This is a genomic window from Pseudoxanthomonas sp. JC1303, assembly GCF_058448525.1.
The window spans coordinates 1,548,920-1,569,746 of sequence record NZ_CP185958.1 but is presented as its reverse complement, the minus strand read 5'-3'; the positions used below and the strand labels follow the sequence as shown (position 1 = coordinate 1,569,746).

18 protein-coding genes are annotated in these 20,827 nt (G+C 69.0%); 13 read left to right on the top strand and 5 right to left on the bottom strand.

Features of this window, described 5'->3' with window-relative positions:
- The first annotated feature begins 57 nt into the window (after nt 1-57).
- Nucleotides 58-1,197, top strand: a complete 1,140-nt coding sequence (locus ACORQU_RS06875) for an MFS transporter (RefSeq protein WP_491644091.1) — start codon at nt 58-60, stop codon at nt 1,195-1,197.
- A gap of 104 nt (nt 1,198-1,301) precedes the next feature.
- Here ACORQU_RS06875 and ACORQU_RS06870 read toward each other — a convergent pair whose 3' ends face one another.
- From ACORQU_RS06870 to ACORQU_RS06860, 3 genes are all read right to left on the bottom strand, one after another.
- Entirely contained in the window at nt 1,302-3,356 is a 2,055-nt protein-coding gene (locus tag ACORQU_RS06870; RefSeq protein WP_491644089.1) for a glycoside hydrolase domain-containing protein, read from the bottom strand.
- A 93-nt stretch (nt 3,357-3,449) separates the two neighbouring features.
- Nucleotides 3,450-5,588 carry a penicillin acylase family protein gene (locus ACORQU_RS06865; RefSeq protein WP_491644087.1) on the bottom strand — a complete coding sequence of 713 codons (2,139 nt, stop codon included), beginning with the start codon at nt 5,586-5,588 and terminating at the stop codon, nt 3,450-3,452.
- Between the two features lie 461 nt (nt 5,589-6,049).
- The gene (locus tag ACORQU_RS06860) at nt 6,050-6,496 is read right to left on the bottom strand and encodes a MarR family winged helix-turn-helix transcriptional regulator (RefSeq protein ID WP_491644085.1); all 447 of its coding nucleotides are present in this window, start codon (nt 6,494-6,496) and stop codon (nt 6,050-6,052) included.
- A 100-nt stretch (nt 6,497-6,596) separates the two neighbouring features.
- Between ACORQU_RS06860 and ACORQU_RS06855 the strand changes: the two genes are divergently transcribed.
- The 10 genes from ACORQU_RS06855 to ACORQU_RS06810 all read left to right on the top strand — a co-directional run bounded on the left by ACORQU_RS06855 (nt 6,597) and on the right by ACORQU_RS06810 (nt 16,693).
- Complete coding sequence (locus ACORQU_RS06855) at nt 6,597-6,680, top strand: hypothetical protein (RefSeq protein WP_491644995.1); 84 nt, start codon at nt 6,597-6,599, stop codon at nt 6,678-6,680.
- Between the two features lie 99 nt (nt 6,681-6,779).
- A complete protein-coding gene (locus tag ACORQU_RS06850) occupies nt 6,780-7,301 on the top strand; it encodes an RNA polymerase sigma factor (RefSeq protein ID WP_491644084.1) in 522 nt (173 codons plus the stop codon).
- Between the two features lie 5 nt (nt 7,302-7,306).
- Complete coding sequence (locus ACORQU_RS06845) at nt 7,307-8,359, top strand: FecR family protein (protein WP_491644993.1); 1,053 nt, start codon at nt 7,307-7,309, stop codon at nt 8,357-8,359.
- A 148-nt stretch (nt 8,360-8,507) separates the two neighbouring features.
- Nucleotides 8,508-11,546 carry a TonB-dependent receptor gene (locus ACORQU_RS06840; RefSeq protein WP_491644082.1) on the top strand — a complete coding sequence of 1,013 codons (3,039 nt, stop codon included), beginning with the start codon at nt 8,508-8,510 and terminating at the stop codon, nt 11,544-11,546.
- A 116-nt stretch (nt 11,547-11,662) separates the two neighbouring features.
- Nucleotides 11,663-13,060: a CehA/McbA family metallohydrolase domain-containing protein gene (locus ACORQU_RS06835; protein WP_491644081.1), complete on the top strand. Its 1,398-nt coding sequence runs from the start codon at nt 11,663-11,665 to the stop codon at nt 13,058-13,060.
- A gap of 98 nt (nt 13,061-13,158) precedes the next feature.
- On the top strand, nt 13,159-13,761 hold the full coding sequence (gene folE / locus ACORQU_RS06830; protein ID WP_271648099.1) for a GTP cyclohydrolase I FolE: 603 nt from the start codon (nt 13,159-13,161) through the stop codon (nt 13,759-13,761).
- A 58-nt stretch (nt 13,762-13,819) separates the two neighbouring features.
- Nucleotides 13,820-14,356 carry a cytochrome b gene (locus ACORQU_RS06825; RefSeq protein WP_491644079.1) on the top strand — a complete coding sequence of 179 codons (537 nt, stop codon included), beginning with the start codon at nt 13,820-13,822 and terminating at the stop codon, nt 14,354-14,356.
- Nucleotides 14,357-14,660: 304 nt separating this feature from the next.
- Complete coding sequence (locus tag ACORQU_RS06820) at nt 14,661-15,245, top strand: manganese efflux pump MntP (RefSeq protein ID WP_271648101.1); 585 nt, start codon at nt 14,661-14,663, stop codon at nt 15,243-15,245.
- 4 nt (nt 15,246-15,249) lie between these two features.
- On the top strand, nt 15,250-15,651 hold the full coding sequence (locus tag ACORQU_RS06815) for a YchJ family protein (RefSeq protein ID WP_491644077.1): 402 nt from the start codon (nt 15,250-15,252) through the stop codon (nt 15,649-15,651).
- A 184-nt stretch (nt 15,652-15,835) separates the two neighbouring features.
- Nucleotides 15,836-16,693 carry a D-hexose-6-phosphate mutarotase gene (locus ACORQU_RS06810; protein WP_491644075.1) on the top strand — a complete coding sequence of 286 codons (858 nt, stop codon included), beginning with the start codon at nt 15,836-15,838 and terminating at the stop codon, nt 16,691-16,693.
- A 20-nt stretch (nt 16,694-16,713) separates the two neighbouring features.
- On the opposite strand, the gene ACORQU_RS06805 is transcribed toward ACORQU_RS06810, so the two are convergent.
- Together ACORQU_RS06805 and ACORQU_RS06800 are read right to left on the bottom strand one after the other, a co-directional pair.
- Entirely contained in the window at nt 16,714-17,322 is a 609-nt protein-coding gene (locus tag ACORQU_RS06805) for a hypothetical protein (protein ID WP_271648104.1), read from the bottom strand.
- A 199-nt stretch (nt 17,323-17,521) separates the two neighbouring features.
- Nucleotides 17,522-17,959, bottom strand: a complete 438-nt coding sequence (locus ACORQU_RS06800; protein ID WP_271648105.1) for a PepSY domain-containing protein — start codon at nt 17,957-17,959, stop codon at nt 17,522-17,524.
- 310 nt (nt 17,960-18,269) lie between these two features.
- Here ACORQU_RS06800 and ACORQU_RS06795 point away from each other — a divergent pair, with 310 nt between their 5' ends.
- Both ACORQU_RS06795 and bphP read left to right on the top strand, forming a co-directional pair.
- Nucleotides 18,270-18,866, top strand: coding sequence for a biliverdin-producing heme oxygenase (locus tag ACORQU_RS06795; protein ID WP_491644073.1), 597 nt, complete (start codon nt 18,270-18,272; stop codon nt 18,864-18,866).
- Nucleotides 18,863-20,764 (top strand): bacteriophytochrome BphP, encoded by a 1,902-nt coding sequence (gene bphP / locus ACORQU_RS06790; protein WP_491644071.1) that lies wholly within the window; start codon nt 18,863-18,865, stop codon nt 20,762-20,764. The genes ACORQU_RS06795 and bphP overlap by 4 nt, the downstream gene beginning before the upstream one ends.
- Nucleotides 20,765-20,827: the final 63 nt, after the last annotated feature.

Genomic DNA, 20,827 nt, shown 5'->3' with positions numbered 1-20,827 from the left:
CCCCCTCCTGAACGCGCGGACGCGCCCTTGCCCCTGGGCGCCCTGCTGGCGCTGGCGATGACCGGCTTCATCTGCATCGTCACCGAGACGCTGCCGGCCGGGCTGCTGCCCCAGATGGCGGCTGGGCTCGGGATCTCCCAATCGCTGGCGGGGCAGTCGGTGACCGCTTATGCGCTGGGCTCTCTGCTGGCCGCCATCCCGTTGACCATCGCCACGCAACGCTGGAGGCGACGCAACGTGCTGCTGCTGACGATCCTTGGATTCCTCGTCTTCAACTCGATCACGGCCTGGTCCACGCACTACGGCGCGACGCTGGTGGCGCGCTTTCTGGCCGGGGTCGCGGCAGGCCTGGCATGGAGCCTGCTGGCGGGTTATGCGCGCCGCATGGTGGCGGTGCGGCAACAGGGCAAGGCCATGGCGGTGGCCATGCTGGGCACGCCCATCGCGCTCTCGCTCGGCGTGCCGCTGGGTACCTGGCTGGGCGCCGCGATTGGATGGCGATGGGCATTTGCGGCGATGTCGGGACTGACCGTGGTGCTGGTCGTCTGGGTGCTTGCCAACGTGCCGGATTATCCGGGCCAGGCTCGCGCCGAGCGCCTGTCCTTGGCCAAGGTCTTCGTCGGCCCGGGCGTGCGGCCCGTGCTCGCGGTGGTGGTGGCCTGGATGCTGGCGCACAACATCCTTTACACCTACGTGGCGCCTTTCGTCGCGCGGGCCGGGCTGGCGACGCACGTGGACGTCATCTTGCTGATCTTCGGCCTGGCGGCGCTGGTGGCGATCGCCTTCACCGGGCGTCTGGTCGACCACCATCTGCGCACCCTGGTCCTAGGGAGCCTGGCGCTCTTCGCGGTGGTCTCCCTGCTGTTCGTCTGGCTGGGACGCGTGCCGGCGGCGATCTATATCGGCGTGGCGGTATGGGGGATCACTTTCGGGGGCGCGGCGACCTTGTTGCAGACGGCGCTGGCGGACACCGCGGGCGAGGGAGCCGACGTGGCGCTGTCAATGAATGTCGTCGCGTGGAACTCGGCCATCGCCGGCGGTGGCCTTCTGGGCGGCCTGCTGCTGAAGACCTGGGGTGCAGCCGCCTTCCCACCGGCGATGCTGATGCTGCTTGTCGCCGGATGGTGCGTTGCCTGGTCGGCGCGAGCGCACGGCTTCAGGGCAGGCGCGCGTGACGTACATGCGGCCGGGCATTGAAGCCATCGCCGCACCTAGCGATCCAGCGGATAACGCAAGGATCCCGCGCTGTGCGGCATCCGGTTTCGATTCGCCCAACGCCGTGGTGAGACGGGCGGTGCGGCTCAGTTGGCGGTGTGCATTCGCAGGGTCATGCCCCGCGCCAGCGCGGCATGGTCGATCCACGGCAGCGGCGTGGCCTTGCCATCCAGCGTGGCGTGGGTGATCGCCGCACCGTGTCCCTCGCGTTCGATGGTGATGGTGCGCCCGGGCCGCGGATGCAGCTGGATGCGGGCGAAGGCCGGCACGGCGCCGATGACATAGCGCGGTTCGCCCAGGACCAAAGGGTACAGGCCCATCGAGGCCCACACGTACCAGGCCGACATGCAGCCCGCGTCGTCGTCCATGCCGTCGGCAAAGCCGACGGGATCCAGCGCGAAGCTGCGCCCATGCCAGGGCGTGCGACGCTTGCCCTCGTTGGCATAAGGATGGTCGATGGGCTGGGTGAGCAGGCGCTCGACCAGCGCCTGGCCGCGCTGCGGCGTGGCGGTCAGCGCATACAGGAACGGCGCCTGGATGTCCGGCTGATTGGTCATGTTGTAGCGGTCCTCGTCGAAGAACCGCTGCAGCTGCGCATCGAAATCCCGCGCGCCCAGCGCTGTGCCGCGCAGCCAGTCCAGGTCGAACACGCCCGCCCAGCGGTACTGCCACAAGGTGCCCTGGTACAGACCGCGCGCACGCACCGTGTCGAACTCCGGGGTGATGTCGTGGAAGACCCGCATCCACATCGGCCTGTAGGACAGCGCGCGCTGCTTGAAGTCGGCGGACAGCCGCTGGTCGCCCAGGTCGTCGGCCAGCTGCCATACCGCCCAGTCGTCGTAGGCCGCCTCGATGACCTGGTCGGGCGTTTGCCGCTGCAGCGTGGCGCTGTCGGCGGCCATGCGCGGCAGCAGGGCCTTGGCGTCGATCCCGGTGATGCCCTTGCGCAGATAGTCCAGCAGCGCGATGCCGGCGTGCTCGGTGCGCACGGTGATGAAGGGTTCGGTGCGCGTGGACCACTGCGGCTTGCCGACCGCGTACAGCTCGGCCAGCGAGGCGCCGATGTCGCCGGCGCGCTGCGGGTCCAGCAAGGCCAGCAGCGGCAGCTGGGTGCGGTAGTTGTCCCACACCGCCCAGCCGGAATAACGATGATGTCCGGCGGCCACGGTGCGCACCACGCCATCGGCCGCGCGATAGCGTCCATCCACGTCGTCGATGCGCGACGGCGACTGCATCACATGAAACAGCGCGGTGTAGAACAGCGCCCGGCGCTCGGGCGCGCCGCCCTCCAGGGTGATCCGCGAGAGCGCGACGTTCCAGGCATCACGCGTCTGTTGCTGCACGGCCTCCAGGGTGCGGTCGCCCAGTTCGGTGGCCAGCACGCGCGCGGCCGAGTCAGCATCCACGGTGGAGAACGCGCTGCGCAGTTCCAGCGTGTCGCCAGCCTGCACATCCAACCCCAGGCGCAGGCGGTTCTGGGCGTCGGGCTGCACCGTTTGCGTGACCGGATGGCCGTTGTGCAGCAGCGTGCTGGCGAACCACAGTCGGTACACGCCTTCGTCGCAGACGGTGCCGCCTTCCAGCGCGCCGCGCAGCGCGTCGAGCCGGGTCGATTCCCAGCGCGCGTCGATGCGCTTGGCATAGCTGTGCATCGGGTCCAGCGTCACCACCACGCGTCCGGCCTGCGGCACGGTGAACCGGGCGATGCCGGCGGCACTGGTCGCAGCCAGGTCGGCCACCAGGCCGGTGCGACCGTAGCGCACGTGGTAGCGGCCGGGCGCGGCGGTCTCGGTGGTCTTGTCGATGGGTGCCGGGCGGTCCTGGTCGCCTTGCGCATCCACGCGCACCAGCAGGTCACCCCCGGCGCCGCCGCAGCCCACGCCGACCGCGCGCGTATGCGAGAAGCCGCGCAACAGCCCATCGCTGTCGTCGTAGCCCATGTGGTTGCCCGGCGCGGTGTCCGGCCCCAGCAGCACCATGCCGAACGGCGCGCCCACCGCTGGCGTCAGCTGGCCATGATCCCCCTGTGTACCGACGAAGGGATCGACCGCGTCCACCGGTGCGGTGCCGGCCCAGGCGGGACAGGCGAGCAGCAAGAGGGCGGTACATAGCAGGCGCAGCGGACGGAGCGCAGGGGACATCGGCATTCGGCCTCGGAGCAGGGCGGAAACGCCACATGATTCCAGATGCGCATGGCAGACGACATCACGCGCCCTGCGGGGCCGGGCGTTGACTCAGTAGTGGTCGACCGATTCGACGTGCGCGTCGACCTGCTCGCGCGTGGTCCACAGGGTGCGGTACTCGCCCTTGGCCAGCAGGCCGAGCTGGTCGTTGTTGTGCGGAGTGCCCGGCATGGTGGAATTGCCGTAGCTCATCAGGCCGCGGGCTTTGAGCGGGGTGCTGAACTCGACCATCGACACCCAGGTCTCGCCGTGCTGCGGCAGGCGCTCGCCGTCCTTGATCGGGTCCCAGGTGATCACGCCGAACACGCCCAGGTTGCCGAAGCCGCCGCGGCCGGGCAGGTCGACCTCGCCGATGTGGAAGCGCGAGACCTCGCCATACGCAAGGTCGATGCTGCCGTAGCGCTGCTCGGTGATGCCCACGGCCTGCCTGAGCTGCTGCAGCGCCAGGGCCGGATCCTTCAGGCCGTTCGGCGTGGCCAGCGGATCGTCCAGCGTCCACGGCGTCCTGTAGCCCTGCTGGGAGGTGAACTTGTAGTCGCCGGTGAACAGGCGACCCCACTCCTCGAACAGCAGCGCCCCACGGCTGTCGGCCTCGAAGTTGCGGTCCCATCGGGACAGCACGTCGGCGGCGCGGAGGATATCCGGATCGGGGCTGCCCTTGGCCTGCGCCAGCAACGCCGGCAGCAAGCGGTCGGCGGCCAGCGAATGCACCGAGCGCTTGCGCGCGATGAAGTCATCGAAGGACAGCTTTTCATCGCCGGCCATCGACAGGACCGAGGTCTGCGAGCGCAACGACATCGGGCCGACCGGGGCGACGTAGGACGGATAGTCCTTTGGGTCCAGCACGCGCGGCCAGGTCGAGACCCACGGCGGGTCGTTGGTGTTCTGCACGAAGCCGCCGGCCGGGTTGATGACCTTGGGCAGCTCCCTGAAGGTGTGGATGTCGGCCTCGTCCCACAGCGTGTCCGAGGTATCGCCCGGCACCAGGCCCTCCCAGAACGCCAGGTCGCCGGACTTGTGGCGCGGCAAGATGCCGTTGTCCAGGTACATGACATTGCCTTCGCGATCGCCGTAGACGATGTTGAACTTCGGCACCTGGACCTGCTCCACCGCGGCCAGGAACTGTTTGAAGGTGTGCGCCATGCCCATGTCCCAGTACTGCTTGAGCATGCCGGGGCGGTCCAGCCCGGCCACGCGCAGCGCCACCAAGGTGCCGTCGTGCCGCTCGAACACCGGACCGTGCACGGTGTGCTTGACCTGGAAGCGCACGGTCTTGAGCGAGCCGTCGGGCTGGCGCACCCGCATCTGCCTGTCGCTGACCTTGAACGGCAGCACCTTGCCGTCGAACAGGTAACCCTCGCCCTTGGGCGTGAGCTTGTAGGTGGTCGACCCCAGCAGGGTGTTGACCGTGTTGGTGAAGCCCAGGTCGTTGTTGAAGGCGAAGCGAATGATCGGCAGTCCGATCTGGGTGGCGCCGTAGAGGTCGATGCCCGGCCCGTTGAGGTGCGCCTCGTAATAGGTGAAAAAGCCTGGTGCCCATGGCAGATGTGGGTTGGCCAGCAGCATGGTGTGGCCGTCTTTGGTGCGCCTGGGCATCAGGGCCCAGGCGTTGGAGCCGTCACGGCCCTTGGTGTCCGGCGGCGGGGCATCGCCCAGCACGTTCTTCTCGTTGGCGATGTAGATGTAGTTCATCAGGCGCTCGGCGTGGGCCACCACGTCCACGCCGGTGATCGGCAAGACCTGCATCAGGGAGGGATCGATGCCTTCGGGATGCGTGCGCGCGGCTTCGGTCATGCCGCGCGCGAAGGCGTCCAGGTCCTGCTTGAACTGCGGGGTCTGCTGGTCGTACCAGATCCGCGCGCGGGGGTAGACATCGTTGCTGATCATCCAGCGATCCTGGTCGGCGTACTGCGCACCCCAGTATTCGGCGGCGCGGCCGCGGGCCTCTCCGTAGAGATGCAGGACGATGTTGGCGTGGCTGCGTACCTGCGACCAGCCAAAGCCATAGAACACGTCGGCTTCGGTCATGCCGTAGATGTGCGGTACGCCGTAGGTGTCCCACAGGATTTCGCCATGCTCGCCCGCTCCGGCGGCCAGTGCGGGGGTGGCCAGGGCGAGCAGGCCGATGGCGAGCACATGGCGCAGCGCGAGCGCGCAGCGGCGCAGGCAGGACGGGCGGGCTGGATGCATGCGAGGACACCTGTGGGAGAAGGACGCCACCGCCAAACGCGATCCCGCGTGGGTGGGATTGCGGCGCGTCCCACCGTCCGCAGTCTAGGCAGGCGGCCATGGGCGCGGAAGCCGCCGCGCGGGTGGGTCGTGGCCGGGCGGGTAGGAGGTGTGCACCGTCGGAGCACTACGACCTGGCCAGAGATGGGGCGCGCGTCGGGCCAGACCCTGCAGGGCTGGCCGCTCGCCCTGATTCAGCCAGGCCTGCGCGATGGCTTTGCGCTCAAACGATTGGCCGCGGAGGTCGGCGACGATCGCGAGGCCGCGTTGTCGCGGACCTTCCGCGCCAAGGCCGGGCAGGCGCAGAGCCGAGGCAAGACGAGCGGGTCGGCGCCCGACCTCCGGAGCACGGACGAGGGTGGCGTGATGGGTGCAGGCAGAGGAAGCCCGTCAAGGCAGTCAGGCCATGCCGGGCGGGCCGATCAGGCGGATTTTGCAGCTTCTTCCACGATCCGATAGAAACGCAGGATCACCTCAATCTCCTGCGCCGACAGTTGCCCGAAGGTGGCCTTGCGCAATGCGGTCAGCTGTCGCTCCAGCTGCTCGCGCAGGGCCTCGCCCTCGGCGGTGAGCCACAGCAGGTTGGCGCGCCGGTCGCTGGCATCGCACTGGCGCTCGACCAGACCGGCGGCGGCCAGCTTGTCCAGGATCCGCACCAGCGAGGGGCCCTCCACCCCGATCAACTGGGCCAGTTCGACCTGGCGGAGGCCGCCCCCAGCGCGGCCGATCATCAGCAGCGGCGTGGTCATGGCATTGGAGATGCCCTGGCCGGCCAACGCGTTGTCCACCACCTTCTGCCACTGCCGCGCCACCGGGATCAGCCCGGCGGAAAGCTGGAAACGGAGCTGTTCGGCGCTGGAGATGGGCATGGGACAACCGGTGGTTCGTGGGGCTCCTATCTAAACACCGAAGCGATTTGCCTGGGAAACGCCTTGGCCTTAATGCGCTACGGAGCCTGCAGGCCTGGCGGTGTTCGCGATGTCCGGCGTGCTGGTGGCGGCGCGCCAGCGGGTGGATGCGGCCGGCGCGTGCGTTCTTGCCCTGGCCGCGTAGCCAGGCAATGCGGGAGGATGTGCCCCCGCCCCCACGTCATCGACGTGTCATCGCTCCGGCCTACCTTGCCCGGTTCACAGGGGCGGCAAGGGGAGCGGGTTGGGCGAGCCGGCGAAGCGGGGACTGGCGCGGATGTTCGCCGAGCAGCAACCGGTGCTGCGCGGCTTCTTCGTGCGCCGGGGTGCACATGAGGACGCCGACGACCTGGTGCAGGAAACCTACCTGCGCCTGCTGCGCGCGCACCAGCAGCCCGGGGCGGCGATCGCCAACCCGGAGGCCTATCTGTTCACCGTCGCGCTCAACCTGGCGCGCGAGCAGGCCGTGCGCCGGCGCCGGCCGCACGTGCCGATCGAGGAGTTCGAGCAGCTGTCCGGCGGTCTGGAGGGAGGGGAGGCCGTGGAAGATGCCGCCGAGCGCGCGCAGCGCCACCAACGCCTGCAGGAACTGCTTGGCACCTTGCCCGAACACACCCGTGCCGTGCTGGTCATGCAGTACCGCGACGGCCTGAGCTACAAGCAGATCGCCGAGCGGATGGGGGTGTCGGCGCACATGGTCAAGAAGCACGTGACCCGGGGGCTGTCGGTGTGTCGCCGGGCGTTGGCCGATCGGGTGCCGGCATGAGCGCGGTGCAGTCCCTGCCCGGCGCGGCCACCCGCGAAGCCGCGCACTGGCATGCCGTGCAGCGTGCCGGCGGCCTGGACCAGGCCCAGCAGGCGCGCTTCATGGACTGGCTGCTGGCCTCGCCCATGCACCTGCGCGAATACCTGGCGGTCTCGCGCGTGGCCGGTGAACTGGGCGAGGTGCTGCGCGACATGGACCTCGACCTGGATGCCCTGCTGGCTGGCGGCAGCCCGTCCGCCGGAGCCGACAACGTGGTGACGCTGCCACAGCGACGCGGACCCGCGCAGGCACGCCCTGCGCGTGGTGCGGCGCCACGCCGACGCTGGCCGCGCCTTGCCGCGGCGATGCTGGTGGTGGCATGCGCCGGCGCAGTGCTCTGGACCGCGATGCCGCGGACCACGCACTACGTCGCCGGCCATGGGGCGACACGGCGCTTCACCTTGCCCGATCACACGGTCGTGCACCTCAATGCCAGCAGCACGCTGTCCGCGCGCGTGGGTTGGTTCTCGCGTGAGGTTCGGCTCGAGCGAGGGCAGGCCAGCTTCGAAGTGGCCTCAGACCGGCGCCCGTTCACCGTCCAGGTCGATGGCATGGAGGTGCGCGACATCGGCACCACCTTCGATGTGTCGGTCCTGCCCGGGCACACGCGGGTGGACGTGATCGAGGGACGCGTGCGCGTGATCGACCATGCGGGCCATGGGCGCATGCTGGCCGACCTGGGCATGGGGCAGCGCGCACGCATTGGATTGGGCGACCGCGTGGTGAGTGTGACCCAGGAGGATGTCGACACGATGACTGCCTGGTGGCAGCGCCGCGTCGTGTTCCGCGATACGCCGCTGCGCGAGGTCATCGCGCAGTTCAACCGCCTCAACACCACGCAGCTGCAGGTGGACGATGCACGCGCCGGCGCGCTGCGCCTGACCGGCAACCTGCAGGGCGACGACCTGGCCTCGCTGCGTGCCTTCCTCAAGGACCAGCCGACGCTGCAACTGCGCCAGGCCACGGATGCCGTGCACATCGCCAGCCGCACGGCCGCACCGACGGCGACACGCCGCTGAGCATGCCCACGCGCTGGCGTGCGGCGCGTGTCAAAAAAAATTCATGGGCAAACCGGTACCCGATCCAGGTCGAAGGCCGTCGTAGTCGTGGCAGGTGCGGACACGCGGTGTCACGCACGGCCACCTCCGACCCCACCACCGGATTCCCATGATGCGTCGCACCCTGTTCCTCTCCATCGCCCTGGCCCTCAATCCCCTGGTCGCTACCGCCCAACAGGCCGCGCCTGCCACGCAGGCCATGCCCGCCCAGTCGCTGGACCATGCGCTCAATGCGCTGTCGCAGCAGACCGGGCTGCAGTTTGTCTACGACAGCGCCGCGGCGGGCAACCCACGCACCGTGGCGATCCCCGCCGGGCTCAGTGCCGAGGACGCGCTCAAGCGCCTGCTGCAGGGCACCGGGCTGCGCTACCGCTATCTCAATGCCGGGACGGTGACCATCGAGGCCAATGCCGCCGCGCCGCAGGCCGCGACCGGCATCGGCGCGGCCACTGGCGGTCCCGGCCCGCAGGAGGCCTCGCTGGTCAGCGCCCGCCTGCAGGACCTGGACGGGGTGCAGGTCACCGGCAGCTACAGCCGCAGCCTGGAACAGGCGGTGGACCTCAAGCGCGCCAACATCGGCTTCTCCGATTCGATCGTGGCCACCGACGTGGCCGACTTTCCCGAGCAGAACCTGGCCGAGGCGCTGCAGCGCATGCCTGGCGTGGCGATCGAGCGCAACAAGGGCCTGGGCACCAAGGTCAGCGTGCGCGGCCTGCCCACCGAGTACACCCACGTGTCGATCAACAACTTGGCCACCGCCTCGGGCAGCGGCGGGCGCGACGTGGAGTTCGACATGTTCGCTTCGGAGATCATCCAGCAGGTCACGGTGAAGAAGTCCCCGACCGCCGCCGACGAGGAGGGCGGCATCGCCGGCTCGGTTGACATCAGTACCGCGCGCCCGTTCGACTATCCCGACCGCAAGCTGGTGGCCTCGGCCGAGGGCGCCTACAACTCGATCTCGGAAAAGACCGATCCCAAGTTCGCCTTTCTGGCCAGCGAGACCTGGGGCGACTGGGGCGCGTTGGTGTCCTTCGCCTCGGCCAAGCGCACCAATCGCACCGACTCGACCTCGGGCATCAACTTCCGCCCGCTGACGCGCTTCCTGGGTGCGTCGGGGACACGCAGCAGCCAGGCCGTGGACGTGCTGGCGCGCGATGCCGGCATCGTGGTCAGCGACCCGAAGGACACCGACGTCACCGACCGCCTGGTGTTCCAGGACAAGGTCGGCGATCGGGTGTATCTCAACGAGCAGGACAAGTGGGGGGCCACCGCCTCGCTGCAGTACAAGCCCAGCCAGGACTTCAGCCTGACCTTCGACGCGATGCTGGGCAGCTACGACACCCACGAGGACGAGTACGACGCTGCGGCCTACTCGGCCTCCAGCAAGAGCACGCTGCAGCGGATCTACGATTACGACGCCGACACCCTGGCCGATGATGGACTGGTGGTGCTGCGCGACGTGGCCTACACCGCCACCCAGCACGAGTTCCTGAGCAAGGAGCGGACCAACAAGACCGACTACAGCCAGTACAGCCTCAACCTGGACTGGAAGGGCGACACCTGGCAGCTGGATGCCATGGCCGGCTACTCCGGCGCGGACAAGTCGCTGGACTACGCCAACCTCAAGCACGTGGCCTATGCGCCCTCGCGCACGCGCTGGACCGGCCACAGCGGCGAGACCATTCCCAGCGACGACCCCAACACCATCGACATGTACAACGCGCCGGAGCGCTACCTGTTCGAGGCCTACGAGACCTCGCTGGAGAAGATCTCCGATGACAAGTACGCCGCGCAGCTGAACTTCCGCAAGTCGCTGGACCTGGGCTTCTTCCCCGCCCTGCGCGCGCTGCAGTTTGGCGGCCGCTATACCGACAAGTCCAAGGAACGCCGCTACGGCGAACTGAAGATCACCGGCCCCACGGCCGGCAGCAGCGCGTGGGTGGGCACGCGCACCCTGGCCGACAGTCCGTTGCAGCCCATCGGCGACATCGTTCCGGGCGGCGGCTACAGCCTCAAGGGGCTGGACTGGATGATGATCTCCAATGACGATGCGCGTGACCTGTTCCGCTATGACGGCTTCTATACGCCGTTCGACGAAGGGCAGTACTACCGCGTGGACGAGACCGCCAGCGCGCTGTACGCCATGGCCGACCTGGCTTTCGACGTGGGCACGGTGCCGGTCACGATCAACGCCGGCACGCGCTACGTCGATACCCAGGTGACCTCCTACGGCTATCACCCGATCCAGAACCCGGACGGCAGCACCGGCTATTCCGATGCTCCGGTCTCCCAGGATGGCGATTACCAGCGCTGGTTGCCCAGCTTGAACGCGACCGCCGAGCTGGTGCCCGACCTGCTGCTGCGCGCGGCCGCCTCCAAGACGATGATGCGCCCGGCGCTGTCGGACATCGCCTACAAGCGCACGGCTAGCTGGAGCTCCTATCGCTTCACCGACGGCAATCCGGACCTTCAGCCGACCTATGCCAAGCAATGGGAGGTGGGCCTGGAGAAGTACCTGGACAACGGCGGCCTGCTGGCGGCCTCGTATTTCTACAAGAAGATCGACGGGGTGGTGATCAGCGCGCTGACCGGCACGGTGCCGGATGTGACCGTCTACAACGCCAACGGGACGGTCAACGGCGTGTACGACTTCGACGTCTACCAGCCGGTCAATGCCGAAGGCAGCTATGAGGTCGACGGCTGGGAGCTGGTGGCGCAGCTGCCGCTGGGCATGCTCCACCCGGCGCTGGAGGGCTTCGGCATCAATGCCAACTACACCATGCTCGACAGCTCGCTGGCCGGTGAGTCGGACCTGGGCATCAAGACGCCCATGCCGGGCCTGGCCGACAAGGTCTACAACTTCACCGCCTACTTCGAGAACGACCGCTTCGACGCGCGCGTGTCCTACAACCACAAGAGCGCCTACGTCGAGTCCATCGGCTACAACCTCTACCCGATCTGGCGCGACGCCTACGGCCAGGTGGACGTGTCCATCGGCTATCGCATCAACGATGTGGTCAAGCTGACCCTCAAGGGCATCAACCTGACCGACGAGGCGACCACCGGCTACACGATGGATCCGGCGTTCCCGACGATGTACGAGCTGTCCGGTCGGCGCATCAGCCTGGGCATCCGCGCCGACTTCTGATCGGGCGCCGTGGGCGATGCGGTGGTGCCGCGTGCGGCCATTGCATTGCCGTCCCTTATCTCCGTGCGGGGGCGCCGTGCCTTCCCGCGCGGAGGTGATGCTCAAAGGAAACGCTGATGCTCTTTTATCGACATGCGCTGCGGCCGGTGCTGCTGGGCCTGCTGTTCACCGCAGGATCGGCCCAGGCCGCGGACGACCCCGACGCCGGACGCCAGTGGCAGCCCGGCGATCACCACGTCCATAGCGAGTGGAGCGTGGACTGGGACCGCAGCACCAACCCGCCCACGCCCGTGCGTGGTGGCGACTCGCACTACACACGCACCCGCAATGCGCAGGCGGCCCATGCCTACGGGCTGACGTGGATGGTGCACACCGACCATGGCGGTCCTGGACATGCCGCGGTGGATCGCGACCAGGCCTGGCCGGCGCTGCAGCAGGCGCGCCAGGCGGTGCCGGAACTGGTCCAGTTTCATGGCATGGAGTTCAACGTGCCGGCGGGCGAGCACGCCTCGCTGATCATCGCGCCCGGCGCGGACGAACGTGGCCAGTTGTATGAGATCGAGCGGCGCTACAGCCGGGGTGACGCCTTTCCCGAAGATCCGCGTGACGACCGGCCGCAGCGCATGCTGGAGGGGTTGGCCTACATGCGCCAGCTCTCGCCCACGCCGTTGATGATCATCAACCACCCCTCACGCACCGCCACCGGCATGGGGCGCTGGGGCGATGTCACCCCGGCCGAATTGCAGGCCTGGCATGCGGCCGCGCCGCGGGTGCTGGTGGGGATGGAGGGTGCGCCTGGGCACCAGGCCTCCGCGCAGCATCGCGGGCTGTATCGCAACGCCCCGGCGCCCACGCTGGGTGGCTTCGACCAGATGGTCGCCGTGGTGGGCGGGGTGTGGGACCAGCTGCTGGCCAGCGGCACGCGCCTGTGGATCACAGCCAACTCCGACTCACACGTCAACGTGCGCGATGGCGGTGAGGAGTTCGACCCGGGCCAGTACAGCAAGACCTACGTGTGGGCGCGACACACGTCGCAGGACCTGATGGACGGCCTGCGCCAGGGACGGGTGTTCACCGTCACCGGGGATCTGGTCGATGCGCTGTCGCTGCAGGTGGGCACACCGGACGGCCGTGCCGTGGCGCAGCTGGGCGGGCAGGTGGCGCTGTCGGCCGGCGCGCCGATGCAGGTCCGCCTGCGCACGCATCGGCCCGCCGGCGTCAACGCCCATGGCCAGCGTCCGCCTTTGGATCATGTGGAGCTGATCGTGGGCACGCCCGGTGCCGAGGGGCCACGCATGCGCAGCCGCGTGTTCGGCGAGCAGGACTGGCGGCGCGAGGGCGACTGGATCGTGGCCGAGTGGACGCTACCGGTGCCGGCGGGCGGCGCCTTCGTGCGCGCCCGTGGCAGCAGCACCCCCGAACGCATACCGGCACCGGATGTGCCCGGCGAAGACCCCTGGCAGGACCTGTGGTTCTACACCAACCCGGTGTTCGTGGTCCCGGCGTCCTCCTGAAGCGGCCTGCAGTGTTCCGTACGCCCCGCGCTGACGCGCGCGGGGCAGTCCGGTACGATGCCGGCCCCTTCCAGCTGTCCCGGACAAGGTCTGCGGCCATGAGCGATTCCGACAACATCCGCGGCGGCGTCAGCCGCGACCAGGCCGAGGACGCCGTGCGCACGCTGTTGCGCTGGGCGGGCGAGGATCCCGCGCGCGAAGGCCTGCTGGACACGCCCAAGCGCGTGGCCAAGGCCTATGGGGACTGGTTCAGCGGATATCGCGAGGATCCGCACGACTATCTGGCCCGCACCTTCGAGGAAGTGGCCGGCTACGACGAGCTGATCGTGCTGCGCGACATCGAGTACGAAAGCCACTGCGAGCACCACATGGCGCCGATCATCGGCAAGGTCCACGTGGGTTACCTGCCCGATGGCAAGGTGGTGGGCATCAGCAAGCTGGCGCGCGTGGTCGATGCCTTCGCGCGGCGCTTCCAGGTGCAGGAGAAGATGACCGCGCAGATCGCCCAGTGCATCCAGGACGTCCTGGCGCCGCGCGGGGTGGGCGTGGTGGTGGAGGGCGCGCATGAGTGCATGACCACCCGTGGTGTGCACAAGCGCGGGGTCAGCATGGTCACCTCCAAGATGCTGGGCGCGTTCCGCGATGACGCACGCACCCGCGCCGAGTTCCTGCGCTTCATCGAGGTCGGCGGCAAGCGCTGACGGCACTCCGACCTTGCCCGGGCTAGGATCGCGTTTCCGCGATTGGCACAGGCTCGTCATGACCGAAGTGATCCCCGCGCGCTACAGCCGGCGCGCGCGCGTCTTCCACTGGGTGACCGCGCTGCTGATCGCCGGCGCCTACGCGACCATCAACGCCCGTGGCTTTCTGGAGCGCGGGACCCCCGAGCGCACGCTGGTGATGCAGTCGCACTTCCTGTTCGGGCTGGCGGTGCTGCTGGTGGCCCTGCCGCGGCTAGTCTCGCGCCTGGGCACGCATGCCCCGCCAATCCAGCCGCCGCCGCCCCACTGGATGCACCGCGCCAGCCAGGTCACCCACGTGCTGCTCTACGCCTTCATCATCGTCCAGCCGCTGCTGGGCCTGGTCTCGGGCATCGTCGACGGCGGGGGTGTCGGCCTGCCTGGCGGCCTGCGCATCCCGGGGCTTCCCACCGAACACAAAGCCCTGTCCGACACGCTGAAGTCGGTGCACGTCTGGCTGGGCACGGCCTTTTACTGGGTGATCGGGCTGCACATCGTGGCCGCGCTGTATCACGCGCTGTTCCGCCGCGACAACGTCCTGCGGCGCATGCTCTGAGCGCAGATGCACGGGCTGCCTGGCCCCTTGCCCGCGTGGTCGCCGGTCCAGTTGCGGACGTTGCCTGTGTATACTGCGCGCCCCGCTCGCGGCCCAGTGCCGTGTCGCGGGATCTCCTTGGGGAGTAGCCAGCTCGGCCCGCATCGCGGCCAGAGCGCAGCCGTCAACATGCTTGGCTTCAAAAGGCCATGGCGGCTGCAACCACACCAGGTTGGCAAGACCAACGAGCAGCCCGACGCGGCAGATGGCCGGCGCGTGGGGTTTGTTCGTTCGTCCACGTTTCCGGCCGTGGTGACTTCATCCGATGAATCCGATTTCCATCCTCCTGCTCGGCCTGGCCATGTCCACCGATGCGTTCGCCGCGGCCCTGGGCAAGGGCGCGGCCATGGCCAAGCCCACGCTCGCCCAGGCGCTGCGCGTGGGCCTGATCTTCGGCGTGGTCGAGGCCATCACCCCGGTCATCGGCTGGCTGATCGGCTCGGCGGCCTCCAGCTACGTCAAGGCTTACGACCACTGGATCGCCTTCGTCCTGCTGGGCGCGCTGGGCGCGCACATGATCTGGAAGGCGCTGACCGAGGACGATGAAGCCGACGAGGCCGAGGCGTCCGCCGACCGGCACGGCAACCTGGTCACCCTCGCCCTGACCGGCCTGGCCACCAGCATCGATGCGATGGCCGTCGGCGTCGGCCTGGCCTTCGTCAACGTGCCGATCTTCGTGGTGGCCGGGGTCATCGGCGCCTGCACCTTCACCATGGTCACCCTCGGGGTGATGGCCGGGCGGGCGCTCGGGGCGATGATCGGCCGCCGCGCGGAGCTGGCCGGCGGCGTGATCCTGATCCTGGTGGGCGCGGCGATCCTCTACGAACACCTCAGCGGCGCGGCGGGCTGACGCCATGCGGACATCCACTCTCCCCAAGATCTGTCCGTGCGATACGGGCCTTCCCTACGCCCGCTGCTGTGGCCCGCTGCATGCCGGTACCCCGGCGGCCGACGCCGCGGCCCTGATGCGCTCGCGCTACAGCGCTTATGTGCTGGGTGATGCCGGGTATCTGCTGGCCAGCTGGCATGCTTCCACGCGCCCGGAGACCTTGTCCCTGGACGATGCCCCCGGGCGACGCACCGCCTGGCTTGGGCTGAAGGTCGAATCGCACACCGTCACCGGGCCGGACACCGCCGAGGTGGCATTCACCGCACGCCTGCGCATCGGGGGCGGCTCTGCCCAGCGCATGCATGAGCACAGCCGCTTCGTGCGCGAGGACGGGCACTGGTTCTACCTGGACGGCGAAGTCGACTGAGTCACGGGCTGGGGCGATGAGCGCGCAGGTCAACGCGATCGACGCGCGCAGGCTCAGACGCACTGCGAAGGCCCGCCCGGTGAGGGATCCGACCAGGCTGCAGAAGGTTGGGTAAGACGCGCTCCCACGGCGACCCCACGGGCGTCTGGCTAGACTGGCGGCCCGCTTTCGTTCGCGAGCCACCATGACCCACGCCCTGACCGAGACCACGCTGCGCGGCCTGCCCGTGCTGGAGATCGAATCGCCGCTGTGCACCGCCCGGCTGTCGCTGCATGGGGGCCAGCTGCTGTCGTTCGTGCCGGCGGGGGGGCAGGAGACGTTGTGGGTCTCGCCGACGGCGGTCGGTGCGCCCAAGGCCATCCGCGGCGGTATCCCGGTGTGCTGGCCCTACTTCGCCAAGGAGAACCAGCCGGCCGACGCCGTCCAGCATGGCTTCGCCCGCACCCAACCATGGACGCTGGAGGAATCGCGCGAGGACGGCGATGGCAACGTGCATGTGCGGCTCTCGCTCCCGGCCGATCCGCGCACGCCGCTGCGGCTGGAGCAGCTGCTGGTCTTCGGTGCCGGCCTGCAACAGGCGCTGGTGACCCACAACCCCGGTGCCGAGCCCGTGCGCATCACCCAGGCGCTGCATAGCTACTTCCAGGTGGGCGATGTGCGCCAGGTCGGCGTCGAAGGCCTGGCCGGGCTGGACTACACCGACAAGTTCACCGGCCGCGTGTTCACCCAGGACGGCGACTGGACGCTGGCCGATCCGCGTGATCCCGGGCGCAGCGACCGCGTCTACCACGACGCAGGCGGACGCTACCTCATCGTCGATCCGGTGCTCGGGCGCCGCCTGCGCCTGTCCACCACCGGCAGCGCCGCGGTGGTGGTGTGGAACCCGGGGCAGGAGGGCGTGCAGGGCTTCACCGATGTTCCGCCCCAGGCCTGGCCTGATTTCCTGTGCGTGGAGGCGGCCAATGCGGGCCGTGACGTCGTGAGCGTGGCGCCCGGTGCGTCAGTAACCCTGGCGCAGACGCTGGAGGTTCTGTCGGCATAAGTAAGCCGTTCGGTGCGCGACTACAGCCGCTGGTAGGCGTAGCCCCCCAGCAGGGACAGGCGCTTGAGCGCCTCGTCGCGCTCGAACTCGTCCAGGCCGTCGGTCAGAAAGACCAGGGTCTTGCCATCGCGCGAGATCGACAGCACCGCCATGTCGGCCAGCACGCCGCGGTCCGGGTCCCGACGCTCGACCACGGCGGTGGCGTAGTGCCCCATGCCCTCGACCGGGACCAGGCGGACGCGGTCCAGGTCCGGCTCACTGCCATCGGTGAAACCCCGCGCCAGGTCACGCACTTCTTGACGCGGCGTGTGGCCCTTGGACGGCCATTGCTGCACCAACAGCCGTCCGAACTCGCCATTCCACTCGCATGACGCGATGCCGAAGGCATCGTGCTGTTCCTGCCTGGCACCTTCGGCCAGCGGGAACACCTTGCGCAGCTCGTCCCGGGTGATCAGCTCGCAGGGGGTCGAGGCGATCTGACGCGGTGCCGGTGTGCGCGCCGCCGGTGCGGTGACGGCGGCCTCGGGCTGCGAATCGGCGCAGGCCACCAGGCAAACGGCCAGCAACAGCGTGACCAGGCCGTGTCGGGCGCGCCGGCGCCTGGAGGCCGTGGTGCGGGCAATGCGCATGTCGATCCTGGACGCCTGCTGGACGGGGGAACCCAGCTTCTCCAGAACGTAACCCCATTTGCAGGATTTTTAGGACACGAAGCACGAAAAAAATGCGGGGTTAGCCGCAAAAAACCAAAAACAGAGCCGCCCAGGTGACCCGGGCGGCTCGTAAAGCAAGGCATGACAGGCCGGCGTGACGAGCGCGCCGGCCCGAGATTCAGTCGTTCTCCACGTGCAGGATGGCGCCGTCGTCCGGGCTCAGGTGGATCTCGACCTGCTTGCCGTCGGCGCGTTCGGCTTCGGCCTGCCACATGCCGTCGTCGAAATCGACGTCATGGATCTTGGCGTAACCGGCGGCGGCGAGCTTGGCCTTGATATCGTTCTCGCTGAGATTGGAGACCTGGGCATCGGCGAAGACGCGGCCACTGGCCGGGTCCACCCGCACGTCCGTGCGATTGCCGTTGGCGCTGGTGGCATCGGCCTCCCACATGCCGTCCTCGAAGTCGATATCGTCCACCTTGGTGTAGCCCTTGTCGGCCAGCAACTGGCGCACCTGGGGTTCTGTCAGGCCCTTGGTCTTGGGCGCATCGGCCGCGGCGGCGGCGCCGGCGGCGGTCAGGGCGAGCAGCAGCGTCGTGGTCTGGATGATCCGCATGGTCCTTCCTCCTCACTCTTGGGTGGGGACCACTGAGCCAGCGTGGACGTGTAGGCGGGGTCAGCAATGCGCTGCTGCCAGCTGAACGCGCCCCGCGCCGACGCGACAACGCCCGCTATCACAAGGATTGCAGCGCTGGCCGCTGGCTGAACGGTCGTGGCGACCCTGACTCGAAGTTCCGATGGTCGGGAGCCGCGTGCGAGCGCCGGCCGGGCTTTTGATTGGTCATCGGCGCGGGCGCTGTTAGGCTCGCAGCGGCTGGGGCGGTTCTCCTGGCCCTGTGCCGCTCATGCCCCACGCCTGCCATCCCATGTCCCCCGTTCCCGACCTTGCCCCACCGCCTGCCGCGCGTTTCCTGCGCGAGGCGACTGCGCAGGCACATGCTGCAGTGGAGGCACTACCGCACATGCCCGCGCTGGCGGCCGGCACCCTGGAGCCAGCCCTCTACGGCCGGGTCCTGCAGGCGCACCTGTCCATCCTGGCGCCCTGGGAGCACGCGCACGCGGCCTGGCTGGCGGCGCTGCCGGTCCATGGCTGGCGCTACCGGCCTCGCGTTCCGGCGCTGCGCCATGACCTGCATGCCCTGGGCGAGCCCCTTCCGCCGACGGCCGGATCCGCCGAGGCGTCGATCGAAGCCGCCCAGGCCTGGGGCATGCTCTACGTCGTGGAAGGCTCGATGCTGGGGGGGCGGGTGATCGCCCGACAGTTGCGGCGTCAGCAGCCCTCCTTGGAAGGGGCGCTGGCCTATTTCGACCTCGGCAGCGAGGAGCCCGCCGCCTGGCGACGGTTCCAGGACTGTCTGGAAAGGGCGCTCACCCCGCCCGGCGCGCGCGAGCAGGCGGCGGCCGGTGCGAGGGCGATGTTCGCCCGCTTTCACCAACAGCTTTGCTTCGGAAGGTCCGTATGAACGTTGTCGTCGATCCCGTGGACATGGATGCGTGCGCGCGCGAGCCCATCCACATCCCTGGCTCCATCCAGCCGTTCGGCGCGCTGCTGGTCATCGACCCGGCCACCGGATGCATCGTCCAGGCCAGTGAGACGGCCGCGGCGGTCCTGGGCGTGGACGATCCGCTGGGCCGGCGTTGGGACGCGTTGCTGGACCTGGGCAAGCGCCAACTGCCCGATCCGGCCAGCGTGACCGAGTGCGTGCACCTGTCCTACGCGGCGGTCGAGTTGCCGCTGCGTGACGCGACTCCGGAGGCGGCCTGGGTCGGCGCGTGGCATCTGTCACCCACGTACTGGCTGGTAGAACTGGAGCCGCGCGACTCGCGTGGCTCCGACGCCGGACTCAACGATGCGCTGCCGACCCTGCGGCTGCTGGAGCGCGACGGTTCGGTCGCCGAGGCCAGCCTGCGCGTCGCACGCGAGATCCATGCATTGCTCGGCTATGACCGGGTGATGGTCTACCGTTTCGACAACGACTGGAACGGCGATGTCATCGCCGAGGCGCGCGCGCCGGACCTGGAGGCCTACCTGGGCCTGCATTATCCGGCGACCGACATCCCGGCCCAGGCCCGCGCGCTGTACCTGCGCAACCGGGTGCGCCAGATCGCCCATGTCGGCTATCGCCCCTCGCCGATCACACCGGTGCTCAACCCGGCCGATGGCCAGCCGGTGGACCTGAGTGACGTGAGCCTGCGCAGCGTCTCGCCGGTGCACCTGGAGTACCTGGCCAACATGGGGGTCTCGGCGACGCTGGTGACCTCCATCGTGGTCAACGATGCGCTGTGGGGCCTGGTGGCCTGCCATCACTACAAGCCGCACTTCGCCAACCATGCCATGCGCGATGTGGCCGATGCGCTCTCTCGCGGCCTGGCCGGGCGCATCGGGGCACTGCAGGCGGTGGAGCGCGCACGTACCGAGTCGGTCCTGCTGACCGTGCGCGAGAAGCTGATCACCGCGTTCAACGACGCCGACACCATGACCCCGGACATGCTGGCCGAGATGGCGCCGGACCTGATGGACGTGGTCGATGCCGACGGCGTGGCGATCTTCCACGGAGATCATGTCACCCGCCACGGACAGCTACCGCCGGAGCGGGACCTGGCGCGGATCCGCGCCCAGATCGAGTCGGGCGATTACGAGGCGCTGCGCGAGGGCGCGGTCGGGGCCCTGCATACCGACACCATCGGGACCACCTTTCCGCCGCTGGCCGACCTGGCGCCGCTGGCGGCCGGCCTGATCTTCGTGCCGCTGATGGCGCAGGCCCGCAGTGCGTTGCTGTGGACCCGCCGCGAGCAGGTCCAGACCGTCAACTGGGCCGGCAACCCCGCGTTAGCCAAGCTGCCGGACATCCCCAACTCGCGCCTGTCTCCGCGCAAGAGTTTCGATCTGTGGCAGGAAACCGTGCGTGGCCGCGCGCGGCCGTGGTCGCAGCTGCACCTGGAGTCGGCCCGCAGCCTGCGCGTGCTGATCGAGCTGATGGAGCGCAAGCGCTACCAGCAGGATTTCACCATGCTCGAGGCCTCGTTGGCGCGCCTGCGCCAGGGCGTGGCCATCATCGAGCGCGGTCCGGCGGGCATCGTGCGTGTGGTCTTCGTCAACGGTGCCTTCGCCGATCTGGCCGACCTGGACAATTCGGACATGATCGGCCTGGACATGCGGACCCTGCTGGATCCATCAGTCCGCGCCGAAGCGCTGGCCGCCCTGGAGACCCAACTGCGCGCTTCGACACCGACCGCCGAGGTCCTGCCGCTGCGGGTGGCCAATGCCGAACCACGCCTGATGCATTTCGACTTCGAGCCGCTGCCCGCACGCGGCGGGCAGACGACCCATTGGCTGCTGCAGCTGAGCGAGCCCGACTGAAGCCCGGCAGCAGGCGGTCTGCCTCAGTCGGCCAGCACCCGCCAGCGCCCTTTGTGTTTCGCC

Bases quoted from the DNA above. Each gene is read 5' to 3' on its own strand.
- ACORQU_RS06835 (WP_491644081.1), top strand. From the start codon at position 11,663: ATGCTCTTTTATCGACATGCGCTGCGGCCGGTGCTGCTGGGCCTGCTG.
- ACORQU_RS06840 (WP_491644082.1), top strand. From the start codon at position 8,508: ATGATGCGTCGCACCCTGTTCCTCTCCATCGCCCTGGCCCTCAATCCC.
- ACORQU_RS06875 (WP_491644091.1), top strand. From the start codon at position 58: ATGACCGGCTTCATCTGCATCGTCACCGAGACGCTGCCGGCCGGGCTG.
- bphP (WP_491644071.1), top strand. From the start codon at position 18,863: ATGAACGTTGTCGTCGATCCCGTGGACATGGATGCGTGCGCGCGCGAG.
- ACORQU_RS06820 (WP_271648101.1), top strand. From the start codon at position 14,661: ATGAATCCGATTTCCATCCTCCTGCTCGGCCTGGCCATGTCCACCGAT.
- ACORQU_RS06870 (WP_491644089.1), bottom strand. From the start codon at position 3,356: ATGTCCCCTGCGCTCCGTCCGCTGCGCCTGCTATGTACCGCCCTCTTG.
- ACORQU_RS06825 (WP_491644079.1), top strand. From the start codon at position 13,820: ATGACCGAAGTGATCCCCGCGCGCTACAGCCGGCGCGCGCGCGTCTTC.
- ACORQU_RS06805 (WP_271648104.1), bottom strand. From the start codon at position 17,322: ATGCGCATTGCCCGCACCACGGCCTCCAGGCGCCGGCGCGCCCGACAC.
- ACORQU_RS06810 (WP_491644075.1), top strand. From the start codon at position 15,836: ATGACCCACGCCCTGACCGAGACCACGCTGCGCGGCCTGCCCGTGCTG.
- ACORQU_RS06800 (WP_271648105.1), bottom strand. From the start codon at position 17,959: ATGCGGATCATCCAGACCACGACGCTGCTGCTCGCCCTGACCGCCGCC.
- ACORQU_RS06865 (WP_491644087.1), bottom strand. From the start codon at position 5,588: ATGCATCCAGCCCGCCCGTCCTGCCTGCGCCGCTGCGCGCTCGCGCTG.
- ACORQU_RS06860 (WP_491644085.1), bottom strand. From the start codon at position 6,496: ATGCCCATCTCCAGCGCCGAACAGCTCCGTTTCCAGCTTTCCGCCGGG.
- folE (WP_271648099.1), top strand. From the start codon at position 13,159: ATGAGCGATTCCGACAACATCCGCGGCGGCGTCAGCCGCGACCAGGCC.
- ACORQU_RS06795 (WP_491644073.1), top strand. From the start codon at position 18,270: ATGTCCCCCGTTCCCGACCTTGCCCCACCGCCTGCCGCGCGTTTCCTG.
- ACORQU_RS06815 (WP_491644077.1), top strand. From the start codon at position 15,250: ATGCGGACATCCACTCTCCCCAAGATCTGTCCGTGCGATACGGGCCTT.